Source organism: Nostoc sp., assembly GCF_036917375.1.
In the GTDB taxonomy this organism is placed as follows: domain Bacteria; phylum Cyanobacteriota; class Cyanobacteriia; order Cyanobacteriales; family Nostocaceae; genus Nostoc.
This window is the reverse complement of sequence record NZ_JBALDN010000026.1, coordinates 74,591-95,565: the sequence shown is the minus strand read 5'-3', so window position 1 is coordinate 95,565 and position 20,975 is coordinate 74,591. Positions and strand designations below refer to the sequence as shown.

The 20,975-nt window shown below is 40.4% G+C and carries 9 protein-coding genes; 6 read left to right on the top strand and 3 right to left on the bottom strand.

The genetic code is table 11. From position 1 onward, the window contains the following. Positions 1-36: 36 nt before the first annotated feature. The 3 genes from V7K45_RS06785 to V7K45_RS06775 all read right to left on the bottom strand — a co-directional run bounded on the left by V7K45_RS06785 (position 37) and on the right by V7K45_RS06775 (position 2,515). The gene (locus V7K45_RS06785; RefSeq protein WP_335001645.1) at positions 37-1,014 is read right to left on the bottom strand and encodes an MvdD family ATP-grasp ribosomal peptide maturase; all 978 of its coding nucleotides are present in this window, start codon (positions 1,012-1,014) and stop codon (positions 37-39) included. A 78-nt stretch (positions 1,015-1,092) separates the two neighbouring features. Further along, the gene (locus V7K45_RS06780; protein WP_335001643.1) at positions 1,093-2,082 is read right to left on the bottom strand and encodes an MvdC family ATP-grasp ribosomal peptide maturase; all 990 of its coding nucleotides are present in this window, start codon (positions 2,080-2,082) and stop codon (positions 1,093-1,095) included. A gap of 292 nt (positions 2,083-2,374) precedes the next feature. After that, complete coding sequence (locus tag V7K45_RS06775) at positions 2,375-2,515, bottom strand: microviridin/marinostatin family tricyclic proteinase inhibitor (RefSeq protein WP_335001641.1); 141 nt, start codon at positions 2,513-2,515, stop codon at positions 2,375-2,377. Between the two features lie 698 nt (positions 2,516-3,213). On the opposite strand from V7K45_RS06775, the gene V7K45_RS06770 reads away from it, so the two are divergent. The 6 genes from V7K45_RS06770 (at position 3,214) to V7K45_RS06745 (ending at position 20,924) form a co-directional block, all read left to right on the top strand. After that, positions 3,214-4,263, top strand: coding sequence for a methyltransferase (locus V7K45_RS06770; RefSeq protein ID WP_335001639.1), 1,050 nt, complete (start codon positions 3,214-3,216; stop codon positions 4,261-4,263). A 71-nt stretch (positions 4,264-4,334) separates the two neighbouring features. Beyond that, positions 4,335-4,874, top strand: a complete 540-nt coding sequence (locus tag V7K45_RS06765) for a chorismate--pyruvate lyase family protein (protein ID WP_335001636.1) — start codon at positions 4,335-4,337, stop codon at positions 4,872-4,874. 59 nt (positions 4,875-4,933) lie between these two features. Continuing rightward, positions 4,934-6,475, top strand: a complete 1,542-nt coding sequence (locus V7K45_RS06760) for a class I adenylate-forming enzyme family protein (protein WP_335001634.1) — start codon at positions 4,934-4,936, stop codon at positions 6,473-6,475. Then, positions 6,472-6,723, top strand: a complete 252-nt coding sequence (locus tag V7K45_RS06755) for an acyl carrier protein (RefSeq protein WP_335001632.1) — start codon at positions 6,472-6,474, stop codon at positions 6,721-6,723. Before V7K45_RS06760 ends, V7K45_RS06755 begins: the two co-directional genes overlap by 4 nt. A 195-nt stretch (positions 6,724-6,918) precedes the next feature. Then, entirely contained in the window at positions 6,919-16,668 is a 9,750-nt protein-coding gene (locus V7K45_RS06750; protein ID WP_442941967.1) for an amino acid adenylation domain-containing protein, read from the top strand. Then, a complete protein-coding gene (locus tag V7K45_RS06745; protein ID WP_335001628.1) occupies positions 16,665-20,924 on the top strand; it encodes a beta-ketoacyl synthase N-terminal-like domain-containing protein in 4,260 nt (1,419 codons plus the stop codon). Before V7K45_RS06750 ends, V7K45_RS06745 begins: the two co-directional genes overlap by 4 nt. The last annotated feature ends 51 nt before the right edge of the window (positions 20,925-20,975 follow it).

The following is a 20,975-nucleotide window of genomic DNA, read 5'->3' as shown; positions in this document are numbered from 1 at the left end:
AATAGAAGACAATAAAAATACACAAGGCTCAATCCCCTAATTTTTGTTAGTCAGTAATACTTCTGCGATCGCCTGTGAAATAGGGTAGTGTGGTGAATATATTTCCATCCAAAAAAATTCCCCGACTGGGTTCACTTCGAGGAATACATGGCGACCATCGGGGGTGACAATAATATCAATTGCTCCATAGTTTAAACCAAAATAAGCCATTAGTTTGAGCAGTTTTTTCTCAATATCTTCTGGCAAGTCGTAAGGTTGCCAATTTTTAACTAAGGCTCTCCCCTCTTTGCGCCAGTCATAAGTAGATCCTTCTAAGCTTTGGGAATCTACTGCGGCAGTAAATACGCGGTGTCCGACAATCGTTGTCCGCAATTCCAGCGCCTTGGGCACATTTTCTTGAAAGGTCATCGGACAAAAACGCAGTCCTTCCATATTCTCCAGATCGTCATTTGTAACTGGAGTGGTAAACACAACGTTTTCTCGCCCCCGATCGTCATAAATAGCAAAGGAAGAAAGCATCTTGGTAACTATACCTGGGCTACACTCTTGAGCAAATTGCTTGACTGCTTCTGGATTGTTTGAAGTCAGAGTGCGTGGAGTTACCAGACCAACTTCTCGTGCAACTTGCAATTGTAGTTGCTTATTATTAGCTCGATCCACATTGGATATTTTATCAAAGTGAAATCCCTGAAGGGTGGCAATCATACCCCTGACTGTGGCGCGACATTCATTAATTGACGCATCTCTATATTGCTTGTCCATTGAGTCGGGAATTTTTTGTCCGTAGCGCATCCGCCGATACCAAACTGAGGAGACTTCACTCAAATCTAGCTTTTGTTCGCCATCAGTAATAATTACTCGTTCAGGATCGCCAGAGTAAATATCTAACTTCACCTCGGTAGGATATCTGTCTGTGTCAAACCGAAATGCTTTTTCTCCTCTAACCTCAATTTCATTGATGACTAGAGGAATGCTTTCGTTGTCTTGACTAAACGTAACTATTAATACGGTCATAAAGAGTATGAACTATGAAGTATGTAGACACCTTTTGGGTGGCTTGCCGCAGGCTAATATCAAATATTAAATTTTTAATTATTCATTCTTTCTTTGAAGTAGGGCGTCTGCGATCGCACTTGCAATAGGCAAGTCTAAATCCTTTTCTAGCATTCCCCACTCCCCCACAGGGTTGATTTCCAAAAAAACGTATTCGCCTGACGGTGTGACGATGAAATCTAACGCTCCAAACAACAGCCCAAATTTCTCCATAAAGGCTTTGAGACGGCTAACTACTCGATCGGGAAGCTGGTGGTGTTGCCATGCGCCAACCTCAACACCAGGTTTACGCCAATCAATGGCTGCTGCATACATATCTGCATTTAACGCCCCTACAAATACATTACCATTCACATACACCACCCGTAATTCCTGTTGTTTGGGAATTTGCTCTTGAAAAACCATTGGGCAATAGCGCAGTGACTCGGCATCTTGTAAGTCTTCTGACTTGACGATGCTGGTGTACAGAAAAAACGAGGAGTTAGCTTCCATACTGCGGGAAAGAGCAGTTAAGAGCTTGCTCACCATTTTGCCATTGACTTGCTCGAAAAACTCTCGTGCTGCTTGGGCTTTGTTGGTGATAAGAGTCTGGGGAATAACAAAACCTACTTCAGACGCAATCCGCAGTTGGCGCAGCTTGTTACTTGCATAATCTATCCGCTCTAAATTATCTACCCACGTAGCTCCTTTGAGGCTGTCCCAAAAACCATCTAAAGTTGCAAGTGATTCTCTAATGCAGGCTTCTCGGAACTTTGGCGCTAATTCTTGACTCAGTTGTGGTTCCCAAATACGGCGCATCCATACAGCTTGCACTTGCTCTGTGCTGATAGATTGGTTGTTATATTCTATAGTGTGGTAGCTTTTAGACTTATCAAAATGTGCTGTTAATTGCACTTCTAGAGGAAACTTATCAGTATCTAGACGAAATGGTTGCACCCCTTTTTTTGATAAGGCTTCTGCCACTCTATCTATTGTGAAGAAATCACCACTGTGGGTGATTAATAAAACAACATCACCAGACAGGTGCATAAAATATACTTTTTCGATAATTTTAAGAGGTAGCTATCAAGTAATAGCAAACAAATTGCTTTCGCTACCCAAAAATCTTTGAAAAATTTAGGGGACTAGAAAAAGCAATCACCTCCATGTTTGGAAAAGATAATATGAAAGCGATCGCTAAAGTGGTCGCTCTGCACCATCGCGTCTTTTAGAGTAGTTTTTAGTTATTTGATAACTGCTACTCCCCTAAATTATGATGAAGCCAATTACAAGGTATCTTCCCGATTAGAAAGGTACTTTCAGATGTAGAAGACTAAATAAATTATTTATCTTCCAAATCTGAAGGAAACTTGTAAGTCCAAGGAACCTCTGTTCCTTCTTTTTCAGTAGCTTGCTCTGACAAGAAACGCGCAAAAAATGGTAACGCTCCAACATCCACTGTTTTGACTGTGTTTTTAGGCATAGAGTTTTCCTTAAAGTTAAAGGAAATTATTTTTTCAACTACAGATATATCAGTAATTAAACATATTTTCAAGAGCGGTTAAGACAGTTAAGAAGTAATTATTTTCAGAATTTAGGAAAGTTAAGAAATTTAGGAAAGTTAAGCAAGCACATAAGATAAATTTATTAATTTTTTATCAAGATTAAGTAATCAATATCAACTTGTAGCAATTTTATTTGATTAGATTATCCTACTAATCCCTATATTTTCCAGTCTTCTCAACTTGACCCGTTGGCACATGATACGCTCGTCGCCATTGTTGAGCCGGCTGGTGAATTAGCTAGTTTGCCTTTCCCTATTAATGCTCAAATGCTGCGGCATAGAGCAGGTTATCCCAAGGCGAATCGAGGCGATATATTTTATTTTGCAAATAACATTGTTTTTTGGTAATTCATTTCTTAACTTTCTTAACTTTCTTAACTGTCCAATTAATTGTCCTAAATGCTATTGCATTTTCTTGAAGAAGCTGAGAGTATTATTGAATTGAAATTCTCAGCATAGTAATTTAAAGGAAGCAAGTTTGTTTCAACGATAAATTAGTCTTTATCAAAAAAGAGTAAAGTCATCAGTCATATCAGGAATTATTTATGCTGCGATCGCAGCCTTGGGACAAGAACTAAATCAACTTTCTCAAAAATGAATTTTTTCATTAAGTGTCTATGTTTCAAACTCAAGTACAACATCCTATAGATACAGATACAAATCAGATGCAGCCTACGCAAGAATTACAGCGAATGATCGTAGGCTCTTGGATTACGCAAGCTATTTATGTAGTGGCTCAACTGGGTATTGCTGATTTACTCAAGGATGGTTCTAAAAGTTATGCTGAATTAGCAACAATAGCTGGTGTAGATGTGCGATCGCTCTACCGACTATTACGCGCCCTTGCCAGTGTTGGTATCTTTGCTGAAGGTAGTTTAGGCTACTTTGAATTAACACCGCTTGCCCAATGTCTGCAAAGCGATCGCCCTAACTCCCTGCGTGCTTATGCTATCAAGTCTGGTCAAGCTTGGGAATGGCAACCTTGGGGACATCTACTTGAAAGTGTCAAAACCGGAAAACCTGTATTCAAAAATATCTTCGGGATGGAGATATTTGATTACTTAGCTACTGATGCCTCTGCCACTAAAATATACAATAAAGCCATTAGTAGTTTTTCTGATAAACAAGATGCGGCGATCGCAGCAGGTTATAACTTTTCATCCATCCACAATTTAGTTGAGGTTGCAGGTGGACGCGGTACTTTGATTGCCTCAATTCTCAAGGCGAATTCGAGAATGCAGGGGATTTTATTTGATTTACCCCATGTAGTTGCAGATGCCAAGCCTCTGATTGCAGACTTGGGATTGCTACATCGTTGTCAACTAATTGGCGGGAACTTCTTTGAGTCAGTACCCCCAAGTGGAGACGCTTACTTGCTTCGGTATATTATTCACGATTGGGATGATGAAAGAGCGATCGCCATTCTGAAAAATTGCTATCAAGCGATGCAGCCTGACGGTAAGCTGCTGCTAGTCGAAATGGTTATACCTCCAGGCAACGAACCATTCTATGGTAAACTCCTCGACTTGCAGATGCTTTTGAATTATGGAGGCCGTGAACGGACTGAAGCTGAGTATGAAGCTTTATTAGAAACAGCAGGCTTTGCAATCACAAAAATTCATCCAATAGCGTCTCCAGTCAGCGTAATTGAGGCTATTCGCCTGTAAGTCATTTATAGCTATTAATGGATTCTGGTTTACACAAAACTCGCAAAAACTATATATAACTTCAGGTAGAAATGCAGGAAACATTAACATCTAAACATCTGGAACTACTTAACTTAAGTCCATTTCAAAGAATTTTACTAACAACTGACGGCACATTGACACAAATATTAGAAGCTTATTTGTTAGAAAAAATTCAGTTAGTCAAATTATCAGAAAAAGTAGTTATAATTACTAAATCTATTCCAGCCCTAGATTTAGATATTGGCACCCAGGTAATTGAGAGAAAAATATTATTACAAGGTAAAATTAGTCTAAATAATTTTATTTACGCTGAATCCATCATTGTACCTGAAAGACTAGATAACAGGTTGAATTCCAAACTAATGGAATCTCAGGAACCAATGGGTAGGCTCTGGTTAGAACATAAACTTGAGATATTTAAAGAAATAATCGATTCAGCAATAGAACCATCTGAGGACTTATCTGATTATTTTAATATAGCGAGAAAAGACAAAATGCTTTCTCGGACGTATCGAGTTTTTTCTAATAAAAGACCAGTAATAATGATTACAGAAAAGTTTCCTAAAAACTATTTTATTGAAGAGGTTTGATATTTTATTATATTTAGAGGTTTGCTTAAGTATATAGACTTTTAAAGATTGAGGGAATAATGTTAGAAAAAAGACTGTTAGAAATTGTCAATAAACATCCTGATAAAACTGCGATCGCCTACGATCGCTTAAGAATTAGCTATCAAGAATTTTATGCTAATATTACACATTTAAGTAACCATTTAAATACAATCGGTATTTCCCAAGGTGACTGCATAGCGTTAATTTTGCCTAACAGCCCAGAATTTGCGATCGCTTTTTACGCGACTGCCAAACTAAATGCTATAGTTTTGCCAATCAATCCTCTTCTCAAAGAAGAAGAAGTCAGCTACTACATTATCGACAGTAATACTAAAGCAATTATTACCAATACTCATGAATCAGAAAATATTCGCAAAATTATTTCAAAAATAGACAAAGAAATAGAATTAATAGTTATTGATCGTACTTATTCGCTTCCTAAAGAAGTAGATAACTCAATAGTTACAGAAAGCACTTCTATTTTTAAAGGTGATGTGCTTTATCTATATTCTTCTGGTTCTACAGGTAAACCTAAAAGAGTTTGTAGAAGCCAAGATAATCTATCTCACGAAATTACAAACTTGAGTGAGACAGCTAATATATCCGCGACAGATAATATTTTATGTATAGTGCCACTGTATCACGCACATGGATTAGAAAATTGCTTGTTAACTGCTATATATAATGGCGCAACTCTGGTAATTTTAGAACAAGTTTTGCATGAAGGAAAATCCATTGAAGTGCCATTTGCTTTTAGACGCTCAAGGGTATTAGAACTTATAGAAAAAGAAAAAATTACTATTTTACCTGCTGTTCCTTATATTTTTAACACTCTAGCAGAAACACCAGATGATACTCAAGTTGATTTTTCTAAGCTGAAACTATGCTTTTCGGCAGGTAACTTTTTATCAAAAGAAATTTTTGATAAATTTCTTCAGAGATTTGGCATTCCTGTAAGACAACTTTATGGTAGTACAGAAGCTGGTTCTATAGCGATTAATTTAGATCGAGATATAAATGACACCTATGATTCTGTCGGTTTACCTTTAAAAAATATCGAAATTAAAATTATTGATGATACAGAAAAAGAACTTCCAACTGGAAGTATTGGAGAAATAGTCATCAAAAGTAAAGCAGTAACTAAAGGATATTGTAATAAACCCGAAATAAATCAACAGACATTTAAAAATGGTTGGTTTTTTACTGGTGATTTAGGCAAGAAGGATGAAGTCGGACATATTTATATTACTGGTAGAAAGCAAATCTTCATTGATACCGGAGGTCACAAAGTCGATCCATTAGAAATCGAAAACATCCTGATAACGCATAGTCAAGTTAAAGAAGCCGTTGTTGTTGGCATCAAAGGCTTGTATGCAGGAGAAATTATTAAAGCAGTTATTGTACCTCAAAACCGAGAGATTTGTGACGAAAAAGATATTCTATCTTACTGTTGGGGCAAGTTAGCTGATTTTAAAATACCAAAAATTATCGAATTTCGTGACGCAATTCCCAAAAGTCCATTAGGTAAAGTATTAAGAAAAAATTTAATTGATAATTTATCAGAAAATATAAAAATATGAAAAATATTGATTTAATTAAGCAAGAAACTACAAATGTAGTTTTAAAGGTTTTACCAAATATTACTAGTGAAGATTTATCAGAGTCTAGCAATCTTTTTACTATGGGTCTAGATTCTGTCAATGCTATGTCACTTATACTTAAATTACAGAATAATTTTGGAATTAAGTTTGCAGCTAATGATATTAATGCAGAGAATTTTCAAAGTGTAGCAACTATAGTGAAACTAATAGATAAAAAGCAAGGCTGATAATTTTTGAAAATGGGCTTTTTTCGCAAAACTAAATACTCTAGTGTATTCATAAAAACCTGAAGTAAAAAGATTACAATGAGCTATTCTGCTGAAATAAATCCATTAGAACCAAACAAGCCAGTAAAAACTGGAGAAGATATTTGGCAGGCGATCGCAAGCATTCTCGACTTACAGAATCAAGCTCCAGATTTGGTGCCTGTATCTCGGAATGAACACCCGCCTTTGTCTTTTTCTCAAGAAAGATTATGGTTCATCCATCAGTTGCAGCCAGATAGCTCCACCTATAATGTTTCCTTAGCTTTTCGTCTTCAGGGTTTGCTCAATATTTCTGCATTAGAGTATAGTCTCAATGAAATTATCCAACGCCACGAAGCATTGCGAACTACGTTTGTAGCTTCGGGAAACAAGCCTGTTCAGGTGATTGCTCCCAGCCTCAACTTGACGTTACCTATAGTGAATCTTCGGGAACTTCCTGAAATAGAAAGAGAAACTCAAGTTTTGCAACTGGTCAAAAACGAAGTTGAACAACCCTTTAATCTAGAGCAAGGATCGCTGTTGCGGTCTTCCCTATTGCAGCCACGTGAGAATGAATATGTGCTACTCCTAAGTGTCCACCACATCGTCTTTGATGGTTGGTCTGATGGGGTTTTGTGGCGCGAACTGACAGCCTTGTACACAGCCTTTTGTACTGGTAAGCCTTCTCCATTGCCTGAACTGCCGATTCAGTATGCAGATTTTGCTGTTTGGCAGAGACAGTGGTTGCAAGGCCAAGTTATGGACACTCAACTGGAGTACTGGAAGCAACAATTAGCAGGATCGCCTCCCTTACTGGAACTTCCTACCGACCGAGTGCGCCCATTAATACAGACAAGCCGTGGTAGCATCAAACACTTTCAGCTTGGCGATCGCCTGACTCAAAAACTCAAAAGCCTTAGCGAAAAGTCAGGGGCAACCTTATTTATGACTTTGCTGACTGGCTTTGTCATCTTACTATCGCGCTACAGCAATCAACAAGATATCCTCGTCGGTTCTCCGATCGCCAACCGCAACCGCAGTGAACTAGAATCTCTCATCGGCTTTTTTGCCAATACTTTGGTATTGCGTACTGACGTTTCTGGAAATCCCAGCTTTTGGGAGTTACTACAAAGAGTGCGCCAAGTAGCAATGGAAGCATACTCTCACCAAGATGCGCCGTTTGAGCAAGTAGTAGAAGCCTTGCAGCCAGAAAGAAACCTCAGCTACTCGCCATTGTTTCAGGTAATGTTCGTTTTGCTGAATACGCCGCCTGGAAAATTAGAATTGCCTGGTTTATCTTCAACTCCGCTACAAATAGAGAACCCAACAGCTAAGTTTGATTTAACCTTGTTGATGACAGAGAGTGAGCAAGGGCTGAGTGGAAGTTTAGAGTACAACTCTGACCTATTTGAGCAAGCTACAATTACCCGGATGGTAGGGCATTTTGTAACATTACTGTCAGGGATTGTCGCTAATCCAGAGGAGAGGATTTCACAATTACCACTACTAACCCAAAGAGAGCAACAGCAGTTATTTGGAGAGTGGAATACTCAGGCGAATTATCCTTCTGATAAGTGTATCCATCAGTTGTTTGAAGAACAGTGTTTGAGTACCCCCGATGCTGTAGCAGTTGTCTTTGAGAATCAACAACTCACTTATTACCAGTTGAACTGCCGTGCTAACCAGTTAGCACATTACTTGCGCTCCTTGGGTGTAAAAGCAGATACCCTGGTTGGGTTGTGTGTGGAAAGATCGCTAGAAGCGATTGTGGGAATACTAGGTATTCTTAAGGCAGGTGGTGCTTATGTGCCACTTGACCCTGAGTATCCGACTGAGCGTTTGCGCTTTATGCTCGAAGATGCTCAAGTTAAAGTACTTTTAACACAACAGCAATTAGTAGAGTCTATTCCTCAACATCAAGCGTATCTTGTCTGCTTAGATAGCGACTGGGAAAAAATTGCTCAAGAGTGCGAGTTAAACCCGGAAAATACCGCAGCAACCGATAATTTAGCTTATGTCATCTATACTTCTGGTTCCACAGGTAAGCCCAAAGGCGTTTTAGTTAATCACTCAAATGTAGTGCGTCTGTTTGCAGCCACAGACGCTTGGTATCACTTCAATGCTCAAGATGTGTGGACAATGTTCCACTCTTATGCTTTCGACTTTTCCGTGTGGGAAATTTGGGGTGCTTTGCTGTATGGTGGACGGCTGGTAATAGTGCCATATTTAGTAACGCGATCGCCCGAATCTTTCTATCAATTATTGTGTCAAGAAAAAGTCACAATTCTCAATCAAACACCTTCCGCCTTCCGCCAGTTGATTCAAGTAGAACAGTCAACAGCAACTATTGACGACTTGAACTTACGCCTAGTAATTTTTGGTGGCGAAGCTTTAGAAATCAAGAGTTTACAACCTTGGTTTGAGCGACATGGCGACCAGATGCCCCAATTAGTGAATATGTACGGGATTACGGAAACCACTGTACACGTCACTTATCGCCCATTGAGCAAAGCCGATTTGAATCATACAGCCAGTGTAATTGGTCGTCCGATACCTGACTTACAGGTATATGTGCTGGATAAATATTTTCAACCAGTGCCGATTGGCGTTCCTGGTGAAATGTACGTTGGCGGCGAAGGGGTGACACGCGGCTATCTCAATCGTCCTGAACTAACAGCAGAACGCTTTATTTCCAACCCATTTAACAAGTCAAAATTATACAAAACAGGCGATTTAGCGCGGTATTTAGCCAATGGCGAGTTAGAGTATTTGGGACGCATCGATAACCAAGTCAAGATTCGTGGTTTCCGCATTGAGTTGGGCGAAATTGAAGCATTAATAGTGCAACACCCAGCCATCTGGGAAAGTGTAGTCATAGTACGAGAGGATCAACCGGGCGACAAACGTTTAGTGGCTTATGTAGTGCCGCAGGTGGAACAATCCCCAACAGTTCTAGAACTGCGTCAGTTTCTCAAAGCAAAGCTACCAGAGTACATGGTTCCAAGTGCTTTTGTGCTGCTGGAATCCTTACCCCTGACCTCTAACGGTAAAGTAGACCGTCGCGCCCTGCCAACACCAGAGTTAGACAGCACACTGCTAGAAAAATATGTTGCCCCACGCACACCCATTGAGGAAATGCTGGCACTTCTTTGGGCACAAGTGCTGAAACTAGAGCGAGTGGGGATACATGATAACTTCTTTGAAGTTGGGGGACACTCGTTACTAGCAACGCAACTGCTTTCACGTATCCGTACCAGTTTTAAAGTAGAGCTAGCATTACGTGAGTTATTTGAAAGAGCAACAATTGCAGAATTAGCACAATTAATTGGGCAGTTACAGCAACAAAAGATAGAACTAACTTCCTTGCCCATTTTACCAAGGACAAGGGATGCAGAATTACCACTGTCTTATGCACAACAGCGTTTGTGGTTTTTAGATCAGTTCGAGCCAAACAGCGCCTTTTACAACATTCCTATGGCTTTGCGTCTAGTGGGAAATTTGAATCAAGCAGCCCTACAACAAAGCTTACAAGAGATTATTCATCGCCACGAAGCGTTACGCACCAATTTTATTACAGTTGATGGAAAACCTTCTCAAATTATTCAAACAGAAACCAATTGGACAGTTTCAGTTGTTGACTTGAAGTATTTATCCACACTTGAACAAGAAATTACTAGCCAACAATTAGCGCAACAACAAATTACTCAACCTTTCGATCTGGCAAAAGGAAGATTAATTAGGGCGACATTAGTATTGCTGTCGGAGACAGAACACGTCTTGTTAGTGTGTATGCACCATGTTGTTAGTGATGGCTGGTCAATGGGTGTGTTTATCCAAGAACTAGTAGCGCTGTACAACGCTTATGCTCAAGGTCAGCCGTCACCGTTAGCGCTACTGCCGATTCAGTATGCAGATTTCGCAATTTGGCAGAGACAGTGGTTGCAAGGGGAAGTACTACAAAGCCAATTGAGTTACTGGCAACAACAACTAAAAGACGCACCAGCTTTATTGTCGCTCCCCACAGACCGACCTAGACCAGCTGAACAAACTTACCACGGGACACATCAAGAGTTTGCACTTTCTTTTGAACTAACTAATAAGCTGACAAAACTCAGCCAAGAGCAAGGTTGTACCCTCTTCATGACGCTATTGGCAGCCTTTGATACCTTACTCTACCGCTATACAGGTACAGAAGACATTTTGGTGGGTTCGCCAATTGCTAACCGCGATCGCAGCGAAATCGAAGGGTTAATTGGCTTTTTTGTCAACACCTTAGTTATGCGTACTGACTTGGCAGACAACCCCAGTTTTAGCGAATTACTCCTTCGTGTCCGCGAAATGGCAATGGAGGCATACACTCATCAAGACTTACCCTTTGAAATGTTGGTAGAGGCATTGCAGCCAGAGCGAGACCTCAGTCATACACCACTGTTTCAGGTAATGTTTGTCCTCCAGAATGCGCCGACATCTGAATTAGAACTGACTGGGCTGACTGTAAATCAATTGCTAATCAAAGGCACAACTTCTAGGTTTGATTTAACTTTATCGATGGAAAACACCCCTACCTCGGCTACGCTCAGTACAAGTACTGGACTAGTGGGGTGGTGGGAATATAACACTGACTTGTTTGATGCTAGTACCATCGAGCGAATGACAGGTCATTTTGTCACATTGCTTGAAGGGATTATTGCTAACCCGAAAGAGCGAATTTCTCAATTGCCACTGCTAACAGAAGTTGAGCAACAGCAGTTATTAGTGGAGTGGAACGATACAGAAGTAGATTATCTACTACATAAGTGCATCCATCAATTATTTGAAGAACAGGTGGAGTTGACACCAGATGCAGTGGCGGTAGAGTTTCAAAATCAACAACTTACTTACAAGCAATTAAACTACCGCGCTAACCAATTGGCACACTACTTGCGCTCTTGGGGCGTAGGAGCCGATGTTCTAGTGGGGTTGTGTGTCGAGCGTTCTTTAGAAATGGTCATCGGACTACTGGGGATTCTCAAAGCTGGTGGGGCTTATGTACCACTTGACCCAGAGTATCCTAGCGATCGCTTGAGCTTCATTTTAGACGATACTCAAGTTAAAGTTTTACTGACTCAACAGCGACTTATTGACAGACTCCCCCCAAATCAGGCAAAACTTGTTTGCTTAGATACTGATGCTGAAGATATTTCAAAGTGCAGCACAGACAACATAATTCTTGGTGTACAACCTAATAACTTAGTTTATATAATTTACACTTCTGGTTCTACAGGTCAACCAAAGGGTATAGCCATGAGTCAGCTTGCCCTTTGCAATCATATCTTGTGGCATCGGGACAATCTCAAAATTTCTCGTGGAGCAAAAACCCTGCAATTTGCTTCGGTTAGCTTTGATGTCTCCTTCCAGGAAATCTTCACTACTTGGTATTCTGGCGGCACATTGTTCTTAATCACAGAGGAATTACGCCGTGATGCTCTAGCATTGTTAGGTTTTCTGCAAGAGAAGCAAATTCAGAGAATGTTTCTCCCTGTTGTGGGCTTACAGCAACTAGCAGAAGTCGCGTTGGGGAATGGCATAGTTAATACTGGTTTGCGGGAAATTATTACTTCTGGAGAACAGTTGCAAATTACTCCAGCGATTTCTGGCTGGTTGAGAAAACTAACTGATATTACTTTGCATAATCAGTATGGGCCGTCAGAAAGCCATCTAGCAACCAGTTATACCCTGCCTGATGCAATAGACACTTGGCCGCTACTTCCTTCGATTGGGCAACCCATTTCTAATACGCAAATTTACATCCTCGATAAATATCTACAGCCTGTACCTGTGGGTGTGTCAGGAGAAGTGTACATTTCCGGTGCGCTTTTAGCCCAAGGCTACTTTAACAGACCTCAGTTAACACAAGAGAAATTTATTCCTAATCCCTTCGGTCGAAGCAGAGGAGCAGGGGAGCAGGGGAGCAGGGGAGAAAAAGAAAACCAATTCTCTGATTCTGAGCGTCTGTATAAAACCGGAGATTTAGCGCGTTATTTACCTGACGGTAAGCTTGAATCGTTAGGACGTATTGATAACCAAGCTAAAATTCGGGGTTTCCGCATTGAGTTGGGCGAGGTTGAAGCGGTACTGGGTCAACTGAGTGATATACAAGCATCTTGTGCAGTTGTTCGTGAGGATACACCGGGCGATAAACGCTTAGTCGCTTATATTGTGCCGCAACCAGAGCAGACTTGTACTGAGCGACTCGTGCCGAGCGAAGCCGAGGTAAGTCGAAGTACAATCTCTATTAGCGAAGTACGTAACTTCCTCAAGGAAAAGTTACCAGAGTATATGGTTCCAAGTGCAATAGTCATCTTGGATGCTCTACCGCTTTCTGCTAACAGGAAACTAGACCGTCGCGCGTTACCTGTACCTGATTTACACAACCAATTATCAGCTCGGTATGTTGCTCCACGTAACCCTATTGAGGAAATTGTGTCGGTAATTTGGGCGCAAGTGCTGAAAGTTGAGCGAGTTGGTATTCATGATAATTTCTTTGAACTTGGCGGACATTCTCTACTAGCAACGCAATTAGTTTCCCGCGTGCGTAGCAGCTTGAATGTAGAATTACCTTTGCGGAGCTTATTTGCTGCACCAACGGTTGCTGAATTATCCCAACATATTCAACAGTTGCAGCAACAGGATCTAACAACATCAGCCATCTTACCGAGAACAAGGGATGCAGAGTTACCACTGTCTTATGCTCAACAGCGTTTGTGGTTTTTAGACAAGTTAAATCCCAATAGTCCCTTCTATAACTTACTTGTAGCTTTGCGTCTAGATGGCACTCTCAATCGAACTGCGCTACAACAAAGCTTACAAGAAATTATTTTTCGCCACGAAGCGTTACGCACTAACTTCATTACAGTTGATGGAGAACCAGTTCAAGTTATTAGCGAACGGGGGACAGTATCAGTATCAATTGTTGATTTGCAGCATTTATCCATAACCGAAAAAGAAATTGCTTTGCAGCAATTAGCGCAGCAACTAGCGCACCAACCCTTTAATCTGGCAGATGAATCATTAATCAGGACAACATTAGTAGTATTGTCCGAAACAGAACAGGCATTATTAGTGTTTATACATCACATTGTCTTTGATGGCTGGTCAATGGGTGTGTTTGTCCAAGAATTAATGGCACTTTACAATGCTTATTCTCAAGGTCAGCCGTCGCCTTTAACACCACTACCAATTCAGTATGCAGATTTTGCAATTTGGCAAAGACGGTGGTTGCAAGGAGATGTATTACAAAGCCAACTCTCATACTGGCAACAGCAACTAAAAGATGCACCAGCCCTGTTATCACTACCTACAGACCGACCAAGACCACCTGTGCAAACTTTCGCTGGCGCATATCAGAAGTTTTCACTTTCAGCTGAGTTAACTGATAGATTGACAAAACTGAGCCAGGAGGAAGGTTGTACCCTGTTTATGACTCTGTTGGCAGCATTCGATACTCTGCTTTACCGCTACACAGGACAATCAGATATTTTGGTGGGTACACCAATTGCTAACCGCGATCGCTCTGAGATAGAACGGTTAATAGGCTTTTTTGTCAACACTTTAGTCATGCGTACTAACTTGGTAGGCAATCCCAGTTTTAGCGAATTACTTGGTCGTGTTCGAGAAGTAGCGTTGTCCGCGTATGCTCATCAAAATTTGCCTTTTGAAATGTTGGTGGAAGCATTGCAGCCAGAAAGGGATCTAGGACATACGCCACTGTTTCAGGTGGTGTTCAACCTTCAGAATGCACCCGTACAGAAACTAGAGCTTGCTGGGTTAACTGTTAGTTCATTGCCAGTAGAAGGTACAGCTACAAAAGTTGATTTGGCTTTATCGATGGAAAACACTACCCAAGGATTGGTGGGTGTGTGGGAGTACAATACTGACTTGTTTGATGCCAGCACAATTGAACGAATGAATGGTCATTTTGTAACGTTGCTGTCAGGAATTGTTGCCAATCCCAGCGAGCGAATTTCCCAATTAGCCCTGCTGACAGCAGTTGAGCAGCAGCAGTTATTGGTTGATTGGAATAATACATGGGTAGAGTACTCTGAAGATAAATGTATCCATCAGTTGTTTGAGCAGCAGGTTCAGCGTACCCCGGATGCTTTGGCTGTGGTGTTTGACAATCAACAACTCACCTACCAGCAGTTGAATAGTCGTGCTAACCAGTTGGCGCATTACTTGCGCTCATTGGGTGTAAAACCAGATGTGCTGGTGGGTATTTGTGTAGAACGCTCACTAGAAATGGTAGTGGCACTACTGGGCATTCTCAAAGCAGGTGGAGCATACCTACCACTTGACCCAGAGTATCCCCAAGATCGCTTGAGCTTCATGCTTGAAGATGCTCAAGTTTCGTTACTGTTAACTCAGCGACTTATTGACAGATTTCCTGAGCATCAAGCAAAACAAGTTTTTTTAGATGAAGCCTGGTCACAAATTGCCCAAAACAATCAAGATAACCCAACTACTGAAGTCAAAGCTTTTCATCTAGCTAATGTAATTTATACTTCAGGATCTACAGGTAGACCGAAAGGTGTGATGGTTGAGCATAAGGGACTATGCAACTTAGCTCAAGCTCAGATTCAAACTTTTAGCTTGACTTCGGATAGTCGGATTCTCCAGTTTGCCTCCTTCAGTTTTGATGCTTCTATTTGGGAAGTCGTAATGGCACTGATGTCAGGCGGAACGCTGTACATGGGAACAAAAGACTCTCTATTGCCAGGGAAACCGTTAATTGAGCGATTACGTGATTATTCTATTACCCATATCACACTACCACCATCGGCGTTAGCAGTTATACCCGTGGAAGAGCTTCCGGCGCTGCAAACAATAATTGTAGCTGGAGAAGCTTGTCCTGCTGAATTAATCAAGCAATGGTCTATTGGTAGAAACTTCTTCAACGCTTACGGGCCAACGGAAGCTACTGTCTGTGCCACGATCGCAAAATGCAATGACGACGAGAAAATATCTATTGGTAAGGCGATCGCTAACACGCAAGTTTACATCTTAGATGCAAATTTACAACCAGTACCCGTAGGCGTTCCAGGAGAGTTGCACATCGGGGGTGTAGGTTTAGCAAGAGGCTATCTCAACCGGACAGAACTAACTCAAGAGAAATTCATTCATAACCCATTTGGTACGGGTCGCCTCTACAAAACTGGAGATTTAGCGCGTTATTTACCCGATGGCAATATTGAATACCTGGGACGCATTGACAACCAAGTTAAAATACGTGGCTTCCGCATTGAATTGACAGAAATAGAAAGTCTACTGGGAGAACATAACAATGTGCAGAACTGTTGTGTCATTGCTCATGAAAAAACATCAAGTAATAAGAGTTTAGTTGCCTACGTAGTACCACAAAAAGATATAACGCTTACAACCGAAGAACTGCGTCAATTTCTGGCTAATCAATTGCCTGGATATATGGTTCCAGCCGCTTTTGTGATACTAGAGTCCTTACCCTTAACACCTAACGGTAAAGTAGACCGTCGCGCTCTGCCCAACCCAGATTTACATCAAGAATCATTAGATTATGTAATGCCAAATACAGAGATAGAAAGAATTATTGCTGACATTTGGCAAAAAACATTAGCTATAGAAAAGGTAGGAATTTACAATAATTTCTTTGAGCTAGGAGGTCATTCATTACTTCTAGTTAAAGTTAATCAGCAATTGCAAGAAAAATTGGGCTTAGAAGTATCAATAGTTGATATGTTTAACTACCCAACTATACATAGCCTCAGCCAATACTTAGGTACTAAATCTCAAAAAGAAGAAACAATTAAAGAAAACAATTATCGCACTCAAGCCCAGAGTGAAATTAAAGCTTTAAGAAAACAACAATTACAATCCAGACAACAATATCGCTCTCAGAAAAAAGGTGTAAAATGACAAGTTTATTGCATGATAATCACGAATTTAATAATTCTGAAATAGCCATAATTGCTGTTGCTGGTAGATTTTCTGGCGCAAAAGATATTGAATCATTTTGGCAAAATCTCCGAGATGGTGTAGAGTCCATCTCTTGGTTGACAGATGAAGAATTAATCAACTCTGGTGTTTCTGTTGATTTACTAAATAATCCGAGTTATGTAAAAGCAAGCGGTGTTTTAAAAGATATTGAATTATTTGATGCAAATTTCTTTGCTTATAGTGCCAAAGAAGCTGAGTTAATAGATCCACAACAACGCCTATTTCTAGAATTAGCTTGGGAAGCTGTCGAAAAAGCTGGTTATGACCCACAAACCTACAATGGTTTAATTGGGGTTTATGGTGGTGTGGGGATGAATAGGTATTTTCTCAACAATATCTTTTCTCATCATCAATCACTACCAACGTTTGACCCTGTACAACTTGGAATATCCAACGATAAAGATTTTTTACCGACAAGAGTTGCATATAAACTCGATTTGACTGGCCCCGCAGTAAATGTGCAAACAGCCTGTTCTACTTCTTTGGTTGCTGTTCATGTAGCCTGTCAAAGTCTTTTAAATGGTGAATGTGACATAGCTTTAGCAGGTGGTGTGACTCTGTGTATTCCTCAGAAAATAGGTTATTTGCATCAAGAGGGAATGATTTTGTCTCCTGATGGACACTGCCGTGCTTTTGATGCTAAGGCAGAAGGAACGATCGCAGGAAGCGGTGCTGGTATTGTAGTATTGAAAAGATTAAAGGATGCGATCGCAGACCACGACTACATTCATGCAATCATTAAAGGCTCGGCCATCAATAACGATGGTGCAATGAAAGTGGGCTTCACTGCTCCTAGTGTTAGCGGTCAAGCAGCAGTGATTGGCGAAGCTCAAGCTATAGCTGGTGTAGATGCCGAAACAATTTCCTACATCGAAGCTCATGGTACTGCTACACCTTTAGGAGATCCAATTGAAATTGCAGCTTTAACTCAAGCTTTTAATCAAACTACCGATAAAAAAGGTTTCTGTGCTATTGGTTCGTTAAAAACCAACTTAGGACATTTGGATACAGCAGCAGGTGTCGCAGGTTTGATTAAGACTGTTTTAGCACTGCAACATAAAATGCTGCCTCCGAGTTTGCATTTCGAGACACCTAATCCCAAAATTGATTTTGCTAACAGTCCTTTTTATGTCAATACAACTCTGACTGAATGGAAAACAGATAACATTCCTCGTCGTGCTGGGGTTAGTTCCTTTGGTATGGGGGGTACTAATGCTCATGTCATTTTAGAAGAAGCACCTGTTTTTGGACAGGGGAGCAGGGGAGCAGGGGAGCAGGGGAGAAATTATCATTTGTTGTGTCTATCGGCTAAAACGGAGAATGCTCTTGAGCAAGCAACAGCTAATTTAATCACGTATTTAAAAGAGCATCCAGAACTGAATTTAGGCGATGTAGTTTATACGCTCAATAGTGGTCGCCGAAGTTTTAATTACCGACGGATGTTAATTTGTCAAGACTTAGAAGATGCTGTTAAAGGTCTTAGTAATTTAGCAGCCCAACAAGTTTTTACCAATTATACAGAGATTACAGAACGGTCTGTTGTCTTTATGTTTCCTGGTCAAGGTTCTCAGTACGTCAACATGACGCGGGAAATTTACGAAACTGAAACAGTATTTAGAGAACAAGTTGATTATTGCTCAGAATTTCTTAAACCTTTACTAGGGCTAGATTTACGTCATATTATTTATCCCAGCGAATCAAATATTGATGAAGTATCAAAACAACTTCAACAAACAGAAATTGCCCAACCTGCTATTTTTGTAATTGAATACGCCCTAGCTAAATTATGGCAGTCTTATGGAGTGGAGCCACAAGCTGCGATCGGTCACAGTATTGGCGAATATGTAGCAGCAACTCTAGCAGAAGTTTTTTCCCTAGAAGATGCCTTATCTCTGGTAGCAGCACGCGGACAAATGATGCAGCAACTGCCCACTGGAGCAATGCTTTCAATTCCCTTACCCGCAGACAAGATAAAATCCCTTTTAAATGAGGAAATTTCTGTTGCAGCAATTAATCAACCATCCCAGTGTGTAGTTTCCGGTTCCATAGCAGCAGTAGATACACTACAAAATCAGCTTGCTGCTCAAGGAATTGAATGTAAACCTTTGCATACATCCCATGCCTTCCATTCGCAAATGATGGAACCAATCTTAGAGGCATTTGGAGAGCGAGTTAAAAAAGTTACTTTAAATCCTCCAAAACTTCCATACATCTCCAACCTAACTGGCACTTGGATTACAGTCACCCAAGCCACAAATCCTGACTACTACGCTCAACATCTGCGTTCCACAGTACAGTTTGCCCAAGGTGTCGAGAAATTATTAGCAACACCTGAACAAGTATTACTAGAAGTGGGGTCAGGACACACACTAACTACATTAGTCAAAAGGCATCCAGACAAAGCAGCTGCACAAACTGTTTTGAGTTCGGTACGTCATCCTCAAGAAAAGCAATCCGATACTCGTGTTTTATTCAACACATTTGGTCAACTCTGGTTGGCTGGAGTCAAAGTAGATTGGTTTGGATTCTATAGTCAGGATGAATATTACCGTCTTCCCTTACCGACTTATCCCTTTGAACGCCAACGTTATTGGATTGACCCCCCACAAAAAGCAGCTTGGGGACAGTTGCAAATACCCCCAACATCACAATTGTGGACATCGCTTACACAAGCAGGTCAAAAACAAGCAAATACTAGAAATGTAGAACTTAACGAGTTAACCTATCAAGAGAATAGACAATGGTTGGATCGTTTATGTACAGCCTACATCAACTCTGCATTCAAGCAAGTAGGGGCTTTTAGTAATCCCCAAGATAAGTATTCTTTAGAGAATTTGTTGGCGCAATACAATATTTCTCCCCGCTATCAGCAATTGTTGTCTAGATGGTTGCAAATATTAGTCAAGCAAGGACAATTACAGCAACAGGAGGGATTATTTACTGGGCTAGTGCCATGTTCACAAGATTATATTAATGAACATTTAGAGCAAGTCAAAGTTAGGTTCGCTGCTTCATCTTTAATAGATTTAGATTTAGTGCAACGCTGTGGTAAAAATTTAGCTGCTGTTGTTGTTGGTGAACAAGAACCATTAGAGATTTTCAACGAACTAGTTTATCAAACAGAAAACAACGGTTCATATTCAGAATCTCCTTTAATTACTTACTACAACTCTATCTTGCGCTCAAGCTTAGAACAGGTAGTCAAATCATTGCCCTCATCAATTCACCTGAGAGTTTTAGAAATCGGTGGAGGTACAGGTGTTTCTACGCAAGCATTATTACCTGTGTTGCAGCCCAAACAAACTAACTATACTTTTACTGATATTGGTAGCGGCTTCCTGACTCAAGCGCAACAGAAGTTTAAAGACTATCCATTTGTTGAATATCAATTACTAGATATAGACAAGTCTCCAACTGAGCAAGGATTTGAGAAGTATAGCTTTGATGTAATCATAGCCTCTAATGTGTTGCACGCAACTCGCAACATAGATCAAACACTCCACCATGTACGCTCTTTATTAGCTCCTGGCGGCTTCCTCCTAGTGTGGGAAATAACGCAGCCGAAAATAGATTTTGATATTAGTTGGGGTCTGCTGTTGAAACCTTTAGACGATAAAAGACGCAATCCAGGTCAGCCTTTTATCATTTTAGACCAGTGGTTTGAAGCACTACGCGCTCAAGACTTTGTTCAAGTTGCGGCTTTTCCTGAAACTGAAGCGCTTGAACATCAGATTATTATGGCTCAAGCTTCTGCATCAGCCGCATTTAGTACCAAATCTGGGCAAAAAGATACTGAAGAGAAATCAGAGATTTCATTACAACGAAAACAGGATGTTTTTCAGTCAGAAAACTTATCTGCACTCCACTCCAGACCTAATTTGCCAAATTCATATATAGCTCCTCGTAATGATATTGAGCAAAAAATTGCCGATATCTGGCAAGAATTATTAGGAATTAAACAGGTAGGAATCCATGATAACTTTTTTGAATTAGGAGGAGATTCTTTAATAGCTGTTCAAGTTCTGTCAAGATTAAGAAACACTTTTTCTATTAAATTATCTGTAGCAAGTTTGTTTGAATCTCCTACAATAGTTGAAATAGCAGCAAAACTAGAAAACCAATTAGAGCCAGATACCAACTTAGGTGCAATTGATAGAGAAGAAATAGCAATTTGAATAAAAACTAATTTTAAATTACGAATTACGAATTACGAGTTAGCTGACGTG

Coding starts and splice junctions, on each gene's coding strand:
- V7K45_RS06785 (WP_335001645.1), bottom strand. CDS start 1,014: ATGACCGTATTAATAGTTACGTTTAGTCAAGACAACGAAAGCATTCCT.
- V7K45_RS06780 (WP_335001643.1), bottom strand. CDS start 2,082: ATGCACCTGTCTGGTGATGTTGTTTTATTAATCACCCACAGTGGTGAT.
- V7K45_RS06775 (WP_335001641.1), bottom strand. CDS start 2,515: ATGCCTAAAAACACAGTCAAAACAGTGGATGTTGGAGCGTTACCATTT.
- V7K45_RS06770 (WP_335001639.1), top strand. CDS start 3,214: ATGTTTCAAACTCAAGTACAACATCCTATAGATACAGATACAAATCAG.
- V7K45_RS06765 (WP_335001636.1), top strand. CDS start 4,335: ATGCAGGAAACATTAACATCTAAACATCTGGAACTACTTAACTTAAGT.
- V7K45_RS06760 (WP_335001634.1), top strand. CDS start 4,934: ATGTTAGAAAAAAGACTGTTAGAAATTGTCAATAAACATCCTGATAAA.
- V7K45_RS06755 (WP_335001632.1), top strand. CDS start 6,472: ATGAAAAATATTGATTTAATTAAGCAAGAAACTACAAATGTAGTTTTA.
- V7K45_RS06745 (WP_335001628.1), top strand. CDS start 16,665: ATGACAAGTTTATTGCATGATAATCACGAATTTAATAATTCTGAAATA.